Raw genomic sequence first — 18,024 nt, forward strand, 5'->3', positions numbered from 1 at the left:
TGCCGCCAACTCACCATCAACCCAAGGGAGTTGGGTCATGCGCATACTGAGACGACTGGCGGCGGTCGTGGGTGCCGGGGCCCTGTTCGTGATGGCGGGCTCCGCCGCGCACGCGGACACGGGCCTGAACGCGGCGAAGTTCTCCGAGAGCACCAGCATCGGCACGCACAACGCGTACGACAAGGGCAAGTACACCTACTGGGCGCAGGCCCTGGACTCCGGGGCCTCGCTGCTGGAGCTGGACGTGTACGTCGACAGCATCAGCAAGCGGTGGCGGGTCAGCCACAGCAACCCGTGGGGCGACGACAACAACTGCGAACACGCCAACACCCCCAGCCAGCTGTACAGCCAGGCCACCAGCCAGGACCTCGGCAGCTGCCTCGACAACATGGCGGCCTGGGAGCAACTGCACCCGGACCACGCGCCCATCGTCGTCAAGGTCGAGATGAAGGTCGGGTTCAACCAGACCATCGGCCTCGGGCCCACCGCGTTCGACACGCTGGTGTCGCAGAAGCTGGGCAGCAGCGTCTACAAGCCGGCCGACCTGCTCGGCTCGTCGTACTCCACGCTCGACGCCGCCGCGAAGGCCAACGCCTGGCCCACCCGTGACCAGCTCAAGGGCAAGTTCATCTTCGAACTGATCCCCGGCACGGTGGAGCAGGCCAACCCGTTCGACCACTACTGGACGGACCAGGAGTACGGGGACCACCTGCGGGACCTGTACGCGGCCGGGAACATCTCCCAGGCCCAGGCCTTCCCGGCCGTACTTGGCGCCGCGAACGGGGATCCCCGGACCAGCAGGTACGACGCCTCGATCCAGCCCTGGTTCGTGTTCTTCGACGGGGACGCGGCAACGTACGTGAACAACGGCTACGACACGTCGTTCTACTCCGCGAACCACTACATCCTGATCATGACGGACGCCTACAACGTCTCACCGGCGATCTCCTCGACCGCTCCGACCGACGCCGAGGTCGCGGCCCGGCTGGCGCTGCTCGCCGCCGACCATGCCAGCATCATCACCTCCGACTGGTCGACGAAGTCGGCGGCCGTGCTCAGCGGGGTGGCGGCCCGGAGCTGACAATTCACGCGCCCACGCGGATCCCTCACGGCGCGGCGGGGAATACGACATACGCAGTTGCAACTCGTGTCACCCCACTGGCACCCAGGGAGCCCCCCACATGCTGCACGGAATCGACGTGAGCGCGTACCAGTCCTCCGCCTACGACACGGACGGCCTCTCCTTCGTCTTCATCAAGGCGACGGAGGGGCACTCGTACGTGAACCCCAAACTCGCCGCCCAGACCAAGACCGGACGCGACGCCGGACTGGTCGTCGGCTTCTACCACTTCCTCTGGCCCGGCAACCTCACCGCCCAGGCCGAGTACTTCGTCCGGCACGCCCCCGAGAAGGCGGGCGAGATCCTCGCCGTCGACTGGGAGACCACCGGCGACGGCACCCACGCGAGCAACGCCGAGAAGGACTCCTTCATCCGCAAGGTGAAGGAACTGCGGCCCAGCCACCGGGTCGTGCTCTACGCCAACCGGAATTTCTGGCTGAGCATCGACACCACCTCGTACGCCGGCGACGGCCTCTGGATCGCCGACTACGTCAGCGCCGGCCACCCCCGCATCGAGGCCGACTGGCGTTTCCACCAGTACACCAGCGACCCGCACGACAAGGACGTCGCGGACTTCGCCGACAAGGCCGCCCTCAAGGCCTGGGCGTCGAAGGAGGACTGAACCCCTCCCTCCGGCGGATCAGGGCGGCCCGGGCCCGCGACTCGATCCGGGCGTGGCGTCAGCCGCGGAAGCCCTCCGGACGCTCCGGGGACGCCTCCGCCAGGGCCTTCCGGACTCCCTCGGCATCCGCCCGCAGGCCGTAGACCGGGGTGCCCGGCTGCTGGCGCCAGGAGTCGTCGATGCCGCCGTTGTCGACCGTGTCGAAGCCGAGTTCGTCGATCAGGGCGCGGACGACCCGCTTGGCCGCCTCGTCGTCGCCGGAGACCGGGACGGCCTGGCGGTCGGGGTCCCCGGCGGGGAGGTGGCGGTCCAGGATGTCCTGGGCGAAGGTGCCGTTGAAGGCCTTGATCACGGGGTGGCCGATCTTCCGCTCGGTCCAGCGGCTCTCCGTGATGCCCTCGTCCTCGATACCGGCGATCCGGCCGTCCCGCTCCCGCGGGTAGTAGTTGCCGGTGTCGATCACGGCGACGTTCTCCGCGGCGCCGTCCAGGAGGCCGGACGGCAGGCCGGGGACCGCCTTCACCGGGACCGTGACGACCACGACCTCCGCGCCGCGCGCCGCCTCCTCGGCCCGTACCGCCGTCGCCCCCGTCTCCCCGGCCAGTTCGGCGAGCGTCTCGGGGCCCCGCGAGTTCGCCACGGACACGTCGTGCCCGAGGGCGGTCAGCCGCCGGGTGAGATTGCCGCCGATGTTGCCCGCGCCGATGATGCCGATCTTCATGACACGCCTTTCGAGAGTTCATGCACTTGCATGCACATGCCGCTGTGTGCCAGCAACCTCGGCCGTGCGTGACCTATTCCGCCGTTGAGCCAACCGGGTGAGGCCCTTTCCCGGCCCTCGAACGGCGCCGACCGACCAGGTCGGGTGAAGTCCGCTGCCGCTCGGCAGCGCCCCGGAGGGGCGCGGGGCCGTATCGCCTGTGCGGCCACCGCCGCGTGGGCGCGACCAGCCACGACGGCGCCGCGGACGGCAGACGGCGCATCGCGGCGATTCCAGCGGAGCGCTCAGCCCCCGAACGGATCCGCCAGCTCCACCCGTAGCACCTCCGCCGCGGTGTCCGCGTCGCCCTCGGACACCGCGCGTGCCAGCGCCTCGTGGGCCGCGTCGCCGGTGTCCGGGTCGGCGGTGCGCAGGCCGGTCAGCGTCAGCAGCTCGATCAGTCCGGCCCGGAGCACCGGCCTGAACTCGGCGAACAGATCGGTGAGCACGGGGTTGTGCGCGGCGGCGACCACGGTGGCGTGGAAGGCGATGTCGGCGTCGACGAAGGCCGCGTCGTCCGCGCCCCCCGCCGCCCGGCGGCCCGCCAGCGCCGCCTCGATCGCCGCCACGTCCTCGGCCGTACGGCGCTCCGCGGCCAGCCGGGCCGCGTGCACCTCGACCGCCGTCCGGACCTCGTACACGTCGGTCACCGCGGCCCGGCGCAGCCTCGTCGGCCAGTCCTCGGCGGCCTCGGTCGCGATGACGAAGACGCCCGAGCCCTGCCGGGGCCGCACAAGCCCGGCCCCGGCGAGCGCGCGCAGCGCCTCGCGGACGGTGGAGCGGCCCACGCCCAGCTCCTTCGCCAGGGTCGTCTCGCCGGGCAGCCGGGTGCCGACGGGCCAGGCGCCGCCGGTGATCTGCTCACGCAGCCGGGCGGCGGCCTGTTCGACCAGGGGGCTCGGACGGACGGGACCGAGGGCCATGCGGTGTCACCCATTCATCTACGGACATTGCTGCTGCGGACATTGCTGCTGCGGACATTGCCTCTGCGGACCAGGACGCTCTCACAGGAATTCTCACTTGTCTGAGGACCTGAGGACTCGCTAGCGTACCGGCCATGACGTTCCGCGGTCTTCTTCTCGGCTGCCGCGGCGGGGCCTGACGCGACCGGCACCCCGCCGCGGGGCGCCGTGCTGCCGGTCACCGTCCGACCGACGCACCCCCGAGAGGCCCCGGCACCGATGACCCTCCTGTGGAACCCGCAACGCCCCAGCCCCATGCCGTACCACCGCTACCGTCCCTTCCACGAACGCGTGGACGTGCCGGTGGCCGAGCGGGGCTGGCCCGCCGCCCGGATCGAGCGCGCCCCGCTGTGGGTGCCGGTCGACCTGCGGGACGGCAACCAGGCGCTCGCCGAACCGATGGACACCCCGCGCAAGCGCCGCCTCTTCGATCTGCTGGTCCGGCTGGGCTTCAAGGAGATCGAGGTCGGCTACCCGTCCGCGAGCCGGACCGACTTCGACTTCGTACGGCACCTGGCGGCCGGCGGGGCGGTGCCCGACGACGTGACCCCGGTGGTCTTCACCCCGGCCCGGCACGATCTGATCGACCGGACCTTCGAGGCGATCGAGGGGATGCCCCGGGCCGTCGTCCACCTCTACATCGCCACCTCGCCCGTGTGGCGGGAGGTGGTGCTGCGCCGCGACCGCGCCGAGGTGTGGCGGACGGTGCGCGAGGCGGCCGCGCACATGGCCCGCCGGGCCGGGGACACGCCCGGCGTCCGCTTCCAGTTCTCCCCGGAGACCTACAACCTCACCGAGCCCGACTTCGTCCTCGAACTCTGCGACGGGCTCACCGAGTTGTGGGACGCATGCCCGGACCGCCCGGTCACTCACAACCTCCCGGCGACCGTCGAGATCGCCACCCCGAACGTCTACGCCGACCAGATCGAGTACGCTCACCGCCACCTCGCCCGCCGCGACTCGGTGATCCTCTCCGTGCACCCGCACAACGACCGCGGCACCGGCGTCGCCTGCGCCGAACTCGCCGTGCTGGCCGGCGCCCAGCGAGTGGAGGGCTGCCTGTTCGGCAACGGCGAGCGCACCGGCAACGTCGACCTGGTCACCCTCGCCCTCAACCTGTTCGCCCAGGGGGTCGACCCCATGGTCGACTTCGGCGACATCGACACGGTCCGGGAGACGGTCGAGGCCTGCAACCGGCTCCCCGTGCACCCGCGCCACCCCTACGCCGGCGAGCTCGTCCACACCGCGTTCTCCGGCACCCACCAGGACGCGATCAGCAAGGGATTCGAGGAACACGCCCGCCGGGCCGAGGAGTTGGGGGTGCCCGGCTCCCAGGCACCCTGGTCCGTCCCCTACCTGCCGGTCGACCCGGCGGACCTCGGCCGCTCCTACGAAGCCGTGATCCGCGTCAACTCCCAGTCGGGGAAGGGCGGTTCGGCGTACCTGCTGCGCACCCACCACGGCATCGACCTGCCGGAGGGGATGCGCCCCGAGTTCGCGCGCCTCGTCCAGGAGGTGACGGACGCGAGCGGCCGGGAGGCCACGCCGAAGGAGCTGTACGACCTCTTCCGCGCCGCCTACCTGTCCGAAGGCGCCGGCGGCGAGGTCCGGCTGGACTCCTGGTCGGTGCACGAGGAGGCGCCGGGCCGGCACCGCTTCGTCTGCACCCTGCGCACGGCCGACCGCACCGGCGACCACGAGGGCACCGGCCCCGGCCCGCTCACCGCGTTCGCCGACGCGCTGACCGGCGCCGGACACCCGACACGGATCCTGACCGTCACCGGCAGCGGGCCGTACGCCTTCGCCGAGTGCCGGGTGAGCCAGGCGAACGGTCCGGCGACCGCCTGGGGCGCGGCGGAGGATCCCTCCCCGCTCGCCGCCTCGGTGGGCGCGGTGCTGTGCGCGGTGAACCGGGCGGCGGTGCGATGAGCGTCGTCCTGCGCGCCGTCCGCGTCGAAACCGGGGTGTGAGGGCGCTCCGGGCACGAGAAAGGGGGCCCGCGGTCCGGCGGGCCCCCTGCGCTCCTGGCGCCTACTTGCTCAGGTAGGCCCAGAACTCGTCGAACGACAGGACCTTGTCACCGTTGAGGTCCCGGGTCTTGATGATGGCCTCCGCGACCGTGTCGGTCACGTTCCAGTCGCCCCCCTGCGCCAGGGCGGTCTTGAACTCGGCCGCGGTGATGACGCCGTCACCGTCCGTATCGATCCGCTCGAACTGCTTGCGTGCTTCCTCGATGTCCGCCACCGGATCCGCCCCTTCGTACGCTTTACTGCCTGTTGACGGAGGTCAGATTAACCGGCCGCGCGAGCACGCAGTGCGGCGACCACCCAGGCGAACTCCTCACGGTGTGCGGCCGCGGGGCTCCCGCCCTTCAGCGTGGACAGCAACTCCCGGTACCGGGCGAGCCGGTCGTTGGAAGCCGCCTCCATACGTTCGAGTACGACGGTCAGGTCGCCGCCCCCCAGCACCTCCCGCACGATCGCCTCCGCCTCCGGCGACTCGGGGGCGATACCGCGCTCGCGGGCCTCCGCACCCAGCTGCACCAGCCGCATGGGAAACCACGTGGACCGCCCGCGGACGGCACTGCGGTCCTGGTCCGACACGTTGAACTCGAAGACCTTCCGCATCTCCGCCCGGAACTCCGGGTCCTGGACCATCTCCGCCAGCTCCACCCAGGCGTCCACCTGCTCGGGGGTGGGCTCCTCCGGCAGGTCCACCGCGATGGAGCGCATCCGCTCCTCGATGGCCGGGTCCACGGCGTCGAGCCCGTGGAACAGCTCCGCCACGAACTCCTCCATGATCCGTTTCCGTTCGGCTGCCGACAGCCGTGCCAGCTTGTTCATCAGGGTCATCTCCTCCGCACTCGAACCGCGTCGCGCCACCGTCGACAGCACCGCACGGGTCACCTTCAGCGAGCGGATCTGCGCGTCCAGCGCCGCCACATGCGCGGCCGCGACCTCGGCCACGGTCTGCTCGCCGGAGAGCACCGCCCGCACATGCCCGAGGCCGAGCCCCAGCTCGCGCAGGGTGCGGATCAGCTCCAGGCGGGCGAACGACTCGGCGTCGTACAGCCGGTAGCCGCCCGGCGACCGGGTCACCGGGGTGAGCACACCCTCGTCGGACCAGTAGCGGATGGTGCGCACGGTCAGCCCGGTGGCCTTCGCCAGCTCGCCGATGGTGAAAAGTCCGGTGCCGTCGTCGATCATGTGTGTGAGTGTGGGCCTTCCAGTGGGTGGAGACTCAAGGAGTCCTCCAGGAGTCGAGGAGCACGGTGACAGAGACCCTGCGGGACATTCTGGACGCGGCGGCCCAGGGTGTCTTCCCGCCGCCCGACGGCCGCACGACGGTCGTACCGCAGCCGTCCCCGCGGGACGCCGGGGTCCTCTCCTTCACCGCCCACTCGGTCGTCTTCGTCGACGAGGACCCGGAGTGGGTGTACGACACCCTGCGCGCGACCCCCAGCGACCCGCTGGCCGCGACGATGAACTCGCGTTTCCTGACCGCGCTGATGGACCGCACGGGCCGTGAACAGGAGACGATCGACGCGCTGCTGGTGACCGGCCCGCTGCCCGGCCGCCCGGAGCTCGCCCTGACCGAGCTCACCGGCCCCGACCACTCCCGGGTCGCCTACGCCCGGGCCCGCCGGGACGAGGTGCGCGCCTGGGCCGTGGAGGGCGGGGTGGTGACCCTGGGCCGGGGGGTCGCGGGGCGCCTCGAGGTCTCCGCGGAGGTGGACGAGGGGGTACGGCAGCGGGGGCTGGGCAGGGCCCTGGTGACCGCCGCCCGGCACCTCACCACGGAGCCCCTGTGGGCGCAGGTCGCCCCGGGGAACGCCCGCAGCATGCGGGCGTTCCAGGCGGCCGGCTATGTGCCGGTCGGCGCCGAGGCGCTGCTCCTCAAGGCCTGAACCTCAGTGCCAGGGCACGTAGTTCGGGTTGTCCTGGCAGTCGTCCATGATCTCGGTCTTGGTCTTCTTGTCGACGGGGCAGACCCCGATGACGTACTGCCGCAGGATCCCGCCGGGGAAGGCGACCTCGACCTGGTCGGCCCACTTGTGGGTGTCACCGATGGTCTTGTTGACGTCGACGCCGCCGGGCGCGTCGATGTAGTAGTTGTAGCCGGACTTGTACCAGGTCTTGTACAGGTCGTGGTCGTAGGTCGTGGAGACGTACGGCGACGGCTGGTTGACCAGGACGTACTGCGCCACGTCGTACTGCCCGTTCACCACGTCCTTGGGCAGGAAGCCCTCCGCGAAGATGACCGAGGGCGCCCGGCTGTCGCTGCGGTAGAGGGTGCCGCAGGTGGTGCGCCAGACGGGGGTCGGGGTGATGCGGTCGACGTCGACGCGGCGGTCGGCGGCCGCCTTGATCTTGTCCTCGAACTGGGGGCAGGCGGGCGCGGCGGCCTTCGCGGAGACGGCGGGCGCCGCCGTCGACGGTACGGCTGCCGTGGTCGCGAGGACGGCGGCGAGGGACAGGACGGCGGCAGCGGCACGCCGCCGCAGACGAGTGGTGATCATGGGCAGCACGATGTCGGTTCGATGACGGCGTGCCGGGGATCGTCACTCGATCGGCGGCGTGTCCGACCGGCTCGCGGTCAGCGGAAGATGCCGGTGTGGCCGAGCGAGTACCGGCCCGGCTGCGGGTAGACGGCGAGGCCGTGCGGGCCGCTGCCGACGCGGATGCGGGCCAGTTCGGTGCCGGTGCCCGTGTCGATGGCGTACACCTCGGAGTTGTACCGGCCGGACAGCCACAGCACCTTGCCGTCCGCCGACACCCCGCCCATGTCGGGGCTGCCGCCGCCCGGCAGCCGCCACTTCGCCGTCAGCCGGTTCCGGGCGAAGTCGAAGACGGAGATGGTGCCCTCGCCCCGGTTGGAGATGTACATCACGCGCGAGTCCCGGCTGACGTACAGCCCGTGGGCGCCCTTGCCGGTGTGCAGGAAGGCCGGCTTGGCGAAGGTGTCGCCGTTCAGGATCCACAGCCCGTCGGCCATCATGTCGGCGATGTAGAACCGCTTGCCGTCCGGCGAGACCTTGACGTCCTGCGGCATGGCGCCGTGGAACGGCAGTTTCTCGTGGCGGAGCACCTTCATCTTCTCCGTGTCCACCTTGAGCAGTTCGCCGCTGAACTCGCAGGAGACGATGAAGTACCGGCCGTCGAGGGAGAAGTCGGCGTGGTTGACGCCGTAGCAGCCGACCGGGACGGCCTTGACGGTCTTCATGGTGTGCGCGTCCCGGAAGACCAGCTGGCGGTCGTTGGACGCCATCACGATCGCGTACCTGCCGTTGGGCGTGAAGTACAGGTTGTACGGGTCGTGCACGGCGACCGGCTTGCCGGCCCGGCCGGTCCGCGGGTCGATGGGGGTGAGGCTGTTGCCCAGGTCGTTGTTGACCCACAGGGTCTTCAGGTCCCAGGACGGCACGACGTGCTGCGGCTGCCGGCCGACCCGGATGGTCCCGATCACCTTGTACGTCTTCGGGTCGATGACCGAGACCGTGTCGGAGTTGGTGTTCGGGACGTAGACCAGGGACGGGAAGCCCTTGACCACGGGTGAGAGGTTGCCGGGGCGGTCGGCGGCGTACACGTCCTTCGGATCGAGGACCGGGGGCATGCCCGGCAGCCCGACGGCGACCGGCTCCGCCTTCTTCGCCGGCGGCTGCACGGCCGCGGTGGTGGCGGCCGGTGTCGCCGGGCTCTCGGATCCGCCGCTGCACGCGGGCAGCAGCGCCAGGGCGGCGAAGAAGGCACCGGCGGACAGCAGACGGGCGGAGTTCGTGGTTCGCATCAGCTGAGCAGCTCCGTGGTGGTGACCGCGCGCAGTCCACGGCGGTGGAGTTCTTGGAGGACGGCGGGGAGGGCGGCGACCGTGTCCGGATACCCGAAGTGCATGCTCACCACCGAGCCGCCCGTGACCTCCGCGAGCACCTTGCGGGTGATGGCCGGCGCACCGGGCCGGGTGTAGTCGAGCGAGTCGACGTCGTACGACAGCACGTGCGGGTAGCCGGCTTCGGCCGCGAGCCGGGCGACGAGCGGCGAGGCGGTCGGCGCCCTGGAGGGGCGGAACCAGCTCCCGATCGATCCGGTGAGCCGCTTGAGCCGCGCCGCGCAGTCGGTGATCTCCTTGCGGGCGTCCGCCTCCGCCATGGCGTTGATGGAGATGTGCCGCTGGGTGTGGTTGCCCAGGTCATGGCCGCCGTCGAGGATGCGGCGGGCCATGGCGGGGTACGCGTCCAGCCAGCTGCCGACGGCCAGGACCGTGAGGTGGGCGCCGTGCTGCTCGGCGGTGGTGAGGAGCCGGGTGGCGAGGGCGGGGTCGCCCTGGCCGTGGAAGGTGAGGGCGACGGACGCGCGGGTGCGGGGGCCGTGGGTGACCTGGAAGGGCAGCCGGTCGGGGGAAGCCGACGGTGACGTGGGGGCGGGGGTGGTGGCGGGCTGTGCTGCAGTGGCCGTACCGGTGTTGCCGCAACCGGTGGTGAGCGCGCCTCCGGCGGTGAAGGCGGCGCTCGCACGGAGGAGGTCGCGTCGGTTGGTGGGGGTCACCTGCACTATTTAAGGGTGCATAGGTAAGAAAGTTGGCTATTGACCCGATAAGGGTTGTATTTGCGGCCGCGGGCCGGTGGGGGCTGGTCGCGCCCACGCGGCGGCAGCCGCAAATCGATACAGCCCCGCGCCCCTGAAGGGGCGCGTTTCGCTGGCCCCTATCGGTCAGCTACCCGCATCTCGAACCACGTCGTCTTGCCCCGGGGCAGCAGGTCCACGCCCCACCGGTCCGACAGTTTGTCCACGAGGAACAGGCCGCGGCCGCTGATGTCCGTCTCCTGAACCGGCATCAGACAGGGCAGCCCGCGCGACGGATCGCGCACCTCGACCCGGATCCACCCGGGGCGGCGGCGCATCCGCAGGCCGAACACCCGGGCACCCGTGTGCCGTACGGCGTTGCCCACCAGTTCCGAGACGAGTAAAACCGCGTCCTCCGTCATCTTGGGGCTGAGCCGCCACTGACGGAGAACGACGACCTGCGCGAGCCGGCGGGCGGTGGCCGCGGACTCGGGGCGGGACGGCAGCGGAACCTCCGCGTCCGTGGGATTGCCGAACAGTTCGATCGCCTTGAGTGCCCGCTCGTCCTCGACCGCAGGCGACCAGCGCGCCGCGGCCGCACGGCTGTGTCCCCGCGGCTGTTCGATGCCCTCCAGCCCCGCCATGCCCCCATCATGGCCGCCCAGGGCGCCCTCCGGGGCCGTTCCCGAGGAATACGCCCCCGGGAAACTTCCGCCCGATGCCGGGCGACCGGCATATGCCGAAGGCATTACGGAAGTCTCAACAGCCGGTCCGACCTGCGAAGACGTCCCATCTCCGGGCAATCGCCAGACCCCCTCGACAAGGCGGACTTAGGGCTGCCTTAAGGCTCCCATAATCCGCCCCATCGGGGGACCTGGAATCAGACACCGCGTCAATTGCAAGTGGTTCGGAGGCATTCACAGCAGGGCGAAGATCACAGGAACTTGGCCTTGCCCGGCCCCTCCTCCACGAAGCTCCGCATCCCGCGCTCCCGGTCCTCGGTGGCGAACAGCCCGGCGAACCAGTTCCGTTCGACGGCGAGCCCCGTCTCCAGGTCGGTCTCGACGCCGGTGTCGATCGCCTCCTTGGCGGCCCGCAGCGCGATCGCCGGCCCCTGCGCCAGCTTCGCCGCCCACGCGTGCGCCTCGGTGTAGACGTCGGCGGCGGGCACGACGCGGTCGACGAGGCCGATGGCGAGCGCCTCGTCCGCCTTGACCATACGGCCCGTGAAGATCAGGTCCTTGGCCTTGGACGGACCGACCAGACGGGGCAGCCGCTGGGTGCCGCCGGCCCCCGGGATGAGCCCGAGCAGGATCTCGGGCTGCCCGAGCTTGGCGTTGTCGGCGGCGATGCGGTAGTCCGCACAGAGGGCGAGCTCGCAACCGCCACCGAGCGCATAGCCGGTGACGGCGGCGACGACCGGCTTGGGAATCCGGGCGACGGCGCTGAAGGAGTCCTGGAGGTCACGGGAGCGCAGAACCATGGCGGCATGGTCCATGTTCTGCATTTCCTTGATGTCGGCTCCCGCCGCGAAGACCTTCTCGCCGCCATAGATGACGACGGCACGAACGTCTTCGCGACGGCCGGCCTCTCCCGCCAGCTCCTTGATCCGGTCCTGGGTGGCGACGTCCAGCGCGTTCATCGGCGGACGGTCCAGGCGCAGAGTGCCCACGCCTTCAGAGACTTCGAGGGTCACAGTCATGCCCAGCAGGTTAACGCCGGTTCATCAGCGCCCCGATAGGGGCGCGGGGCTGTATCGATTTGCGGCTGCCGCCGCGGGGGCGCGACCAGCCCCCACGCACCCGCAGCGACGAACTACTTGGTCCATTCCTTCCAAGACATGTTCCACCCGTTGAGCCCGTTGTCAGGCGAAACCGTCTGGTCATTGGAGTGCTTCACCGTCACCACGTCCCCGACGATCGAGTGATCGAAGAACCAGGCAGCAGGCAGCGCACGGTCACCCCCACCCCGGATGTCGCGAAGCCCCACGCACCCGTGGCTCGCGTTGTAGTTGCCGAACGCGTCGCCGCCCCAGTAGTTGCCGTGGATGAACGTCCCCGACGTGGTCAGCCGCATCGCGTCCGGCACGTCCTTGATGTCGTACTCGCCGCCGTAGCCGACCGTCTCGCCGTTCATACGCGTCACGCGCAGCTTCTCGCTGATGACCATCTGGCCGTTCCACGTGTCGTAGCCCGGCTTGCCGGTCGTGACCGCGAGGGTCTTCACGACCTTGCCGTCCTGCATGACCTTCATCGTGTGCTTCTTGGCGTCGACGATCGACACCTGGTTGCGGCCGATCGTGAACTTCACGGTCTTGGCCTGCTCGCCGTACACCCCGTCACGGCCCTCGACGCCGTTGAGGTTGAGGGAGACGGAGACCTTCGTGCCGGACTTCCAGTAGTTCTCGGGGCGGAAGTCGAGGCGGTCGTTGCCGAACCAGTGGCCCTCGACGTCGACCGCCGGCTCGGTCTTGATCGTGATCGCCTTCTCGACCGCGGCCGGGTCGGTGATGCCCCGGGTGAAGTGGACGGAGAACGGCATGCCGACGCCGACCGTGGAACCGTCCTCCGGCGTGAAGTAGCCGATGAACGTGTTCTTCGGGGTCAGCGTCGTGAAGCTGGAGTCCTCCGCCGACTCGCGGCCGTCGGCGTCCTTCGCGACCGCGTGCACCGTGTACTTCGTGGAGTTGGCGAGGTGCGTCGAGGGCGTCCAGCTGGCGCCGCCCGCCGCGATCGCCCCGGCTATCTCCTTGCCCTTGGCGTCCTTGACCTCGACGTCGGTCAGCTTGCCCTTGGCCGCGGTGACCTTCAGCGCACCGCTGGTGTCCACGCCGGTCGCACCGGACTTGGGGCTGATGCTGACGGTGGCCACGGACTGCTTGCTGGCCTGGGTGGTGGAGTCCTTGGCCTTGGCGTTGCCCTCGTCCGTCCCCTTGCCGGAGGAGGAGCCGCCACCGCAGGCGGTGACGGCCATGAGCAGGACTCCGGCGACGACCGCCATCCCCTGCTTCCGCCGCGTCCCCCGAACCGACGCCCCCGATATCGGCCGCTCGTTCAAAGTGGTTCTCCCCTCCCAGGGCCAGGTCAGGCCCACCCCGGCGCGTCAGGCGCGCGCATCTGGCGCATAGTAACCGCAGGGTTTTGAGCTTGGTGTTGGGCGAATGTCACCGTTGCGTCGCAACTTCTCGCCCCCACCGACCCGCCCCCCACCTGGTTACTTGACCGCGCTGCCCGCCTTCCACTCCTTCCACCCCATGTTCCACCCTCCGAGGCCGTTGTCCGGAGAGACCGTTTTATCCTTGCTGTTGACGACTTCGACCACGTCCCCGATCAGGCTGCGGTCGTAGAACCAGCCCGCGGGCGTGTCCGAGCTGCCGCCCTTCACGTCGCGCAGACCCACGCAGCCGTGGCTGACGTTGACGTGGCCGGGGGCGTCCGGTGCCCAGTAGTTGCCGTGCAGGAAGGTGCCGGAGTCGGTGAGTTTGAGGGCGTGCGGGACGTCGGGGATGTCGTACTCGCCGCCGAAGCCGACCGTGCGGCTGTTCATGCGGGTCACGTCGTGCATCTCCATCACCACCATCTTCCCGTTGTAGGTGGTGTGCTCGGGCGCCCCCGCGGTGATCGGCACGGTGGCGAGCAGTGCGCCGTCCCGGCGGACCTGCATGGTGTGGGCGGCCGCGTCCACGAGGGAGACCTGGCTGCGGCCGACGGTGAAGGTGAACGTCTTGTACTGGAGGCCGTAGACACCGCGGGCGCCCTCGACGTCGCGGAGCCCGAGGCCGACGGTGACGACCGTGCCGGGCTGCCAGTAGTGCTCGGGGCGGAAGTCGAGGCGGTTCTTGCCGAACCAGTGCGGGCGGATCTCGACCGCGGGCTTGGCGGTGACCTGGACGGCGCGTTCGACGGCGGCGCGGTCCTCGATCTCGCGGCTGAAGGCGAGGGAGACGATCATGCCGGTGCCGACGGTGGCCCGGTTCTCCGGGGTGACGTATCCGATGAAGCGTTCGTCGGGGACGAGCGTGGTGAAGGTGGTGTGCCGGGCGGAGCGGTGGCCCTCGCCGTCCAGGGCGACCGCGTCGACCGTGTACTTGGCGGCCAGCGCGAGTTTCGGATCGTCGGGCCGCCAGGTCGTGCCGTCCGGGCCGATGTGCCCGGGGACCGGGGAGTCCTGGGCGTCCTGGGACCTGACGACGCTGACGGACTCCAGGTGGCCGTGGGGCACCCGTACCGTCAGCCGGTCGCCGGGCCGTACGGCCTTGGTGCCGTCGTCCGGGGAGATGCGGATGACGTCCTCGGGGGCCGGCGGTTTGCCTCCGAGGACGTGGTCGAGGCCGAGCCCGCCCGTGTCGTCCGAGGAGCAGCCGGCGGCTCCCGCGAGCAGTCCCGCCCATGTCAGTACCGCCGCCAACGCGGCCCCCGCGCGCCGTGCGCGCCCTTGTGGATGCCTCACGTGCGGCTCAACGAGCGTGCATGCCCCGGGGAAACGTGAGTGCGACGCCGGCACTGGGCAGAACAGAGGGAAGGACGACGAGCTGGGGAGCCGCCGTGCCCGCGAGAGCCGTCGCGGGCACGTCCGTAGCGAGCCGCCGACCGTGCCCGGGACCGGGAGTCCGGGCGCCGTCGGCCGCTCGGACGCGGGTGGGTGCGCCCCGGTGGTCGGCGAGCCGCGGGACACGAATAAGGGGCCGACAGGTGACGAGCGCAGCCGAGCAGCAGGGGGCACGGGCGCGGGCCCCGAGGGCGGACGGCCCCACGGTGGACGCCCCGGCGGTGAACGGGACGCCGCTTCCCGTCCCGTCGGCGTGGCCGGGGGCGTCGACACCGCTCGGAGCCCGGTTCCGGGTGGGCCCGGACGGGGTGGCGGGCACCAACTTCGCGCTGTGGGCGGCCGGGGCGGAGGCGGTCCGGCTGTGCCTCTTCGACGAGCAGGGGCGGGAGACCCGCATCCCGCTGACCGAACTCACGCACGAGATCTGGCACGGGTTCGTCCCCGGTGTGCTGCCGGGACAGCGGTACGGCTACCGGGTCGACGGCCGCTGGGACCCCTGGACCGGCGCCCGCTGGAACCCGGCGAAGCTGCTCCTGGACCCGTACGCGCGGGCGGTGGACGGCGAGTTCGCGCTGCCGCCCGAGGTGTACGGGCATGTGCGGGACTGGCCGGACCAGCAGGTCGCCGACACCGTCCGCGACGACCGCGACTCGGCGCCGTACGTCCCGAAGGGCGTCGTCGTCCACGATGACGACGACTGGTCCGACGACCACCGCCCGAAGACGCCGTGGGCGGACTCCGTCATCTACGAGCTGCACGTGCGCGGCTTCACCAGACTGCACCCGGGGATACCGGAGGAGCTGCGCGGCACCTATGCCGGACTGGCCCACCCGGCCGCCGTCGACCACCTCGTCAACCTGGGCGTGACGGCCGTGGAACTGCTCCCCGTCCACCAGTTCGCCCACGAGGACCACCTGCTGAGGCGCGGCCTCAGGAACTACTGGGGCTACAACTCCATCGGCTACTTCGCCCCGCACGCGGCCTACGCCGCCGCCGGGACGACGGGACAGCAGGTCGGCGAGTTCAAGCGGATGGTGCGGGCACTGCACGCGGCCGGGATAGAGGTCATCCTCGACGTGGTCTACAACCACACGGCGGAGGCCGGCGAGCTGGGCCCGACGCTCTCCCTGAAGGGCATCGACAACCGGGGCTACTACCGCCTCCAGGACCACGACGCCCGGCGCTTCGCCGACTACACCGGCTGCGGCAACACCCTGCACGTGGTGCGCCCGCACGTACTGCGTCTCATCACCGACTCACTCCGCTACTGGGTCACGGAAATGGGCGTGGACGGCTTCCGCTTCGACCTCGCGGCCGCGCTGGCCCGCTCGATGCACGACGTCGACATGCTCTCCCCCTTCCTCGCCGTGATCGCCCAGGACCCGGTGCTGCGCCGGGTGAAGCTGATCGCCGAGCCGTGGGACGTGGGCTCCGGCGGCTACCAGGTCGGCGCCTTCCCACCCCTGTGGACCGAGTGGAACGACCGCTACCGCGACGCCGTCCGCGACTTCTGGCGCGGCGCCCTGCCGGACGTGCGCGACCTCGGCTACCGCCTCTCCGGCTCCAGCGACCTCTACGCCTGGGGCGGCCGCCGCCCCTACGCCTCCGTCAACTTCATCACCGCGCACGACGGTTACACCCTGCGCGACCTGGTGTCGTACCAGCACAAGCACAACGAGGCCAACGGCGAGAACAACCGGGACGGCTCCGGCGACAACCGCTCCTGGAACTGCGGCGCGGAGGGCGAGACGGACGACGAGGGCGTACGGGCCCTGCGCCGACGCCAGTTGCGGAACCTCCTCACCACTCTTCTCCTCTCGACGGGTGTCCCGATGCTGGTCGCGGGCGACGAACTGGGCCGCACCCAGCGCGGCAACAACAACGCCTACTGCCAGGACAACGAGATCAGCTGGCTGGACTGGAGCCTGCTGGACGACCCCGCCTGGCGGCCGCTGTTCGACCTCACCTCCCGCCTCATCCGGCTCCGCCACCGCCACCCGGTGCTGCGCCGCCGCGCCTTCTTCTCCGGCCGCGCGCACTCGGCGGACGGCCTGCGCGACCTGGCCTGGTTCACGGCCCACGGTGAGGAGATGACCGCGGGCGACTGGTACGCGCCGGCCGCCACCCTCGGCATGTACCTCTCCGGCCGGGACATCCCCGGCCGCGACGAACGCGGCGCCCCGGTCCTGGACGACAGCTTCCTGACCGTCCTCCACGCCGGCGACCGCCCGGCGGAGTTCCTGCTGCCGGGGCCGCCATGGGCGGAACGCTACGAGGTGCTCGTGGACACCTCACTGGAGGAGCAGGGCACGGAGCCGGGGGTGGTACACGAGGCGGGGACGGTGATCACGGTCCCGGGGCGGGCGGTGCTGTTGCTCAAGGTGACCGGGTGACAGAAGCCGGCGAACAGGCCGATCCCACCCCCGACAAACCGGAGTTGCCGACGGAGCTGAAGGCGTCCTGGGAGAGGATCGCCGCCGGGCTCCTGCCCTACCCTGGTTAGGCTCTGGGAGCGAAGGATTGAGGGCCGAGTGCTCGGAGGGCAGCCAGTACCGCCCTTATCCGAGGAACTTCGTGAGTACGGTAGACACCCGTTCCCCCTAGATGCGCCAAAACCGTGAAGAAGCCTTCGGCGGTGCGGAACTCGTCCTCGAAGAGACTGAAGGCATGCGGCAAGGCATGGCAGATGGGAAGACCTATCCGTCGAAGCCGGAACGTGTTCAAGAGGGCACGGCTCTGATAGTGAACACGGGCATCAGCGGATATGTGTCTGTCGTGAGAGAAGCCGATCCCGGGGTCGATGACGATTCGATCGACCCCGGCCGAGCGAGCGTGATCCACACGCCTCTCGAAGTAGTCGAGCATCCTGGGGATGGGATCTTGGTCGATGCCCTTGGCGCGCACGTCCCGGGAGTTCTTCCCCTCTACGTGGCACAGGACAACTGTCGCTTCATGGTCGGCCAGCATGGGGAATATCTCACCGTCCGATGCCAGCCCGCCGGAGTAATTGATCAGGAGCGCCCCCGCGTCCAGGCACGACCGGGCAACGGCAGGCTCGTAGGTCTCGATCGATACGGCGATACCTTCCGAGGCGAGCCCCTTCACGACCGGCACCAGGGCGGCCACCTGTTCCTGCACGGAGACCTGCCCAGTGCGGGGATTGCTCGACTCGGCGCCGATGTCGACGATATCGGCGCCTTGTGCCGCGAGGATGCGACCTCTCCTGACGGCGGACTCGGTCGAGGTCGCGACGCTCTCTCGATAGGTGGAGTCCTGAGAGAGGTTGATGCATCCCATGATGGCGGGGGTGGTGTCGACGTCGATTTCTCGATCCCCCACTCGAAGTGGTTCGACGGGTAAGGAAAGATCACCCTCGAATCGCCGCGCGAGATCTGTCAAATGGGCAAGGGAAATCATCCGACCTCATTCCTGTACGACCGCCTGAGAAGCAC

Annotated in this window: 17 protein-coding genes; 5 read left to right on the plus strand and 12 right to left on the minus strand. The window is 70.4% G+C overall.

Translation table 11 applies throughout. The features are described 5' to 3' along the window. Nucleotides 1-37 precede the first annotated feature (37 nt). Nucleotides 38-1,081, plus strand: a complete 1,044-nt coding sequence (locus KVT45_RS15180; protein WP_217547706.1) for a phosphatidylinositol-specific phospholipase C domain-containing protein — start codon at nt 38-40, stop codon at nt 1,079-1,081. Between the two features lie 100 nt (nt 1,082-1,181). Then, nucleotides 1,182-1,742, plus strand: a complete 561-nt coding sequence (locus KVT45_RS15185; RefSeq protein ID WP_217547708.1) for a glycoside hydrolase family 25 protein — start codon at nt 1,182-1,184, stop codon at nt 1,740-1,742. 58 nt (nt 1,743-1,800) lie between these two features. Here KVT45_RS15185 and KVT45_RS15190 read toward each other — a convergent pair whose 3' ends face one another. After that, nucleotides 1,801-2,463, minus strand: coding sequence for an NADPH-dependent F420 reductase (locus tag KVT45_RS15190; protein ID WP_217547710.1), 663 nt, complete (start codon nt 2,461-2,463; stop codon nt 1,801-1,803). A gap of 284 nt (nt 2,464-2,747) precedes the next feature. Next, entirely contained in the window at nt 2,748-3,425 is a 678-nt protein-coding gene (locus tag KVT45_RS15195; RefSeq protein ID WP_217547712.1) for a FadR/GntR family transcriptional regulator, read from the minus strand. A gap of 258 nt (nt 3,426-3,683) precedes the next feature. On the opposite strand from KVT45_RS15195, the gene KVT45_RS15200 reads away from it, so the two are divergent. Beyond that, nucleotides 3,684-5,393: a 2-isopropylmalate synthase gene (locus tag KVT45_RS15200; protein WP_217547713.1), complete on the plus strand. Its 1,710-nt coding sequence runs from the start codon at nt 3,684-3,686 to the stop codon at nt 5,391-5,393. 102 nt (nt 5,394-5,495) lie between these two features. Here KVT45_RS15200 and KVT45_RS15205 read toward each other — a convergent pair whose 3' ends face one another. After that, nucleotides 5,496-5,708 (minus strand): EF-hand domain-containing protein, encoded by a 213-nt coding sequence (locus tag KVT45_RS15205; protein ID WP_089098659.1) that lies wholly within the window; start codon nt 5,706-5,708, stop codon nt 5,496-5,498. A 47-nt stretch (nt 5,709-5,755) separates the two neighbouring features. Beyond that, the gene (locus KVT45_RS15210) at nt 5,756-6,670 is read right to left on the minus strand and encodes a MerR family transcriptional regulator (RefSeq protein ID WP_217547715.1); all 915 of its coding nucleotides are present in this window, start codon (nt 6,668-6,670) and stop codon (nt 5,756-5,758) included. Between the two features lie 65 nt (nt 6,671-6,735). On the opposite strand from KVT45_RS15210, the gene KVT45_RS15215 reads away from it, so the two are divergent. Continuing rightward, nucleotides 6,736-7,371 carry a GNAT family N-acetyltransferase gene (locus KVT45_RS15215; RefSeq protein ID WP_217547717.1) on the plus strand — a complete coding sequence of 212 codons (636 nt, stop codon included), beginning with the start codon at nt 6,736-6,738 and terminating at the stop codon, nt 7,369-7,371. 3 nt (nt 7,372-7,374) lie between these two features. Here KVT45_RS15215 and KVT45_RS15220 read toward each other — a convergent pair whose 3' ends face one another. The 7 genes from KVT45_RS15220 to KVT45_RS15250 all read right to left on the minus strand — a co-directional run bounded on the left by KVT45_RS15220 (nt 7,375) and on the right by KVT45_RS15250 (nt 14,473). Beyond that, complete coding sequence (locus KVT45_RS15220) at nt 7,375-7,983, minus strand: ADP-ribosyltransferase (RefSeq protein WP_217547719.1); 609 nt, start codon at nt 7,981-7,983, stop codon at nt 7,375-7,377. A gap of 77 nt (nt 7,984-8,060) precedes the next feature. Then, complete coding sequence (locus tag KVT45_RS15225) at nt 8,061-9,251, minus strand: YncE family protein (protein WP_217547721.1); 1,191 nt, start codon at nt 9,249-9,251, stop codon at nt 8,061-8,063. Beyond that, nucleotides 9,251-10,006 (minus strand): polysaccharide deacetylase family protein, encoded by a 756-nt coding sequence (locus KVT45_RS15230; RefSeq protein WP_217547722.1) that lies wholly within the window; start codon nt 10,004-10,006, stop codon nt 9,251-9,253. The genes KVT45_RS15225 and KVT45_RS15230 overlap by 1 nt, the downstream gene beginning before the upstream one ends. A gap of 158 nt (nt 10,007-10,164) precedes the next feature. Beyond that, complete coding sequence (locus KVT45_RS15235; RefSeq protein WP_217547724.1) at nt 10,165-10,668, minus strand: ATP-binding protein; 504 nt, start codon at nt 10,666-10,668, stop codon at nt 10,165-10,167. 290 nt (nt 10,669-10,958) lie between these two features. Beyond that, nucleotides 10,959-11,726, minus strand: coding sequence for an enoyl-CoA hydratase/isomerase family protein (locus tag KVT45_RS15240; protein WP_217547725.1), 768 nt, complete (start codon nt 11,724-11,726; stop codon nt 10,959-10,961). Between the two features lie 113 nt (nt 11,727-11,839). Continuing rightward, on the minus strand, nt 11,840-13,024 hold the full coding sequence (locus KVT45_RS15245) for an Ig-like domain-containing protein (protein ID WP_217547727.1): 1,185 nt from the start codon (nt 13,022-13,024) through the stop codon (nt 11,840-11,842). A gap of 213 nt (nt 13,025-13,237) precedes the next feature. Beyond that, entirely contained in the window at nt 13,238-14,473 is a 1,236-nt protein-coding gene (locus KVT45_RS15250; protein ID WP_217547729.1) for an Ig-like domain-containing protein, read from the minus strand. A gap of 305 nt (nt 14,474-14,778) precedes the next feature. On the opposite strand from KVT45_RS15250, the gene glgX reads away from it, so the two are divergent. Then, nucleotides 14,779-16,965: a glycogen debranching protein GlgX gene (glgX, locus tag KVT45_RS15255; RefSeq protein ID WP_308310733.1), complete on the plus strand. Its 2,187-nt coding sequence runs from the start codon at nt 14,779-14,781 to the stop codon at nt 16,963-16,965. A gap of 106 nt (nt 16,966-17,071) precedes the next feature. Here the strand turns inward: glgX and KVT45_RS15260 are convergent, their stop codons facing one another. After that, the gene (locus KVT45_RS15260) at nt 17,072-17,989 is read right to left on the minus strand and encodes a dihydropteroate synthase (protein WP_217547733.1); all 918 of its coding nucleotides are present in this window, start codon (nt 17,987-17,989) and stop codon (nt 17,072-17,074) included. Nucleotides 17,990-18,024 lie beyond the last annotated feature (35 nt).

This window comes from Streptomyces sp. GbtcB6 (genome assembly GCF_019091475.1).
Classification (GTDB): Bacteria; Actinomycetota; Actinomycetes; order Streptomycetales; family Streptomycetaceae; genus Streptomyces; species Streptomyces hyaluromycini.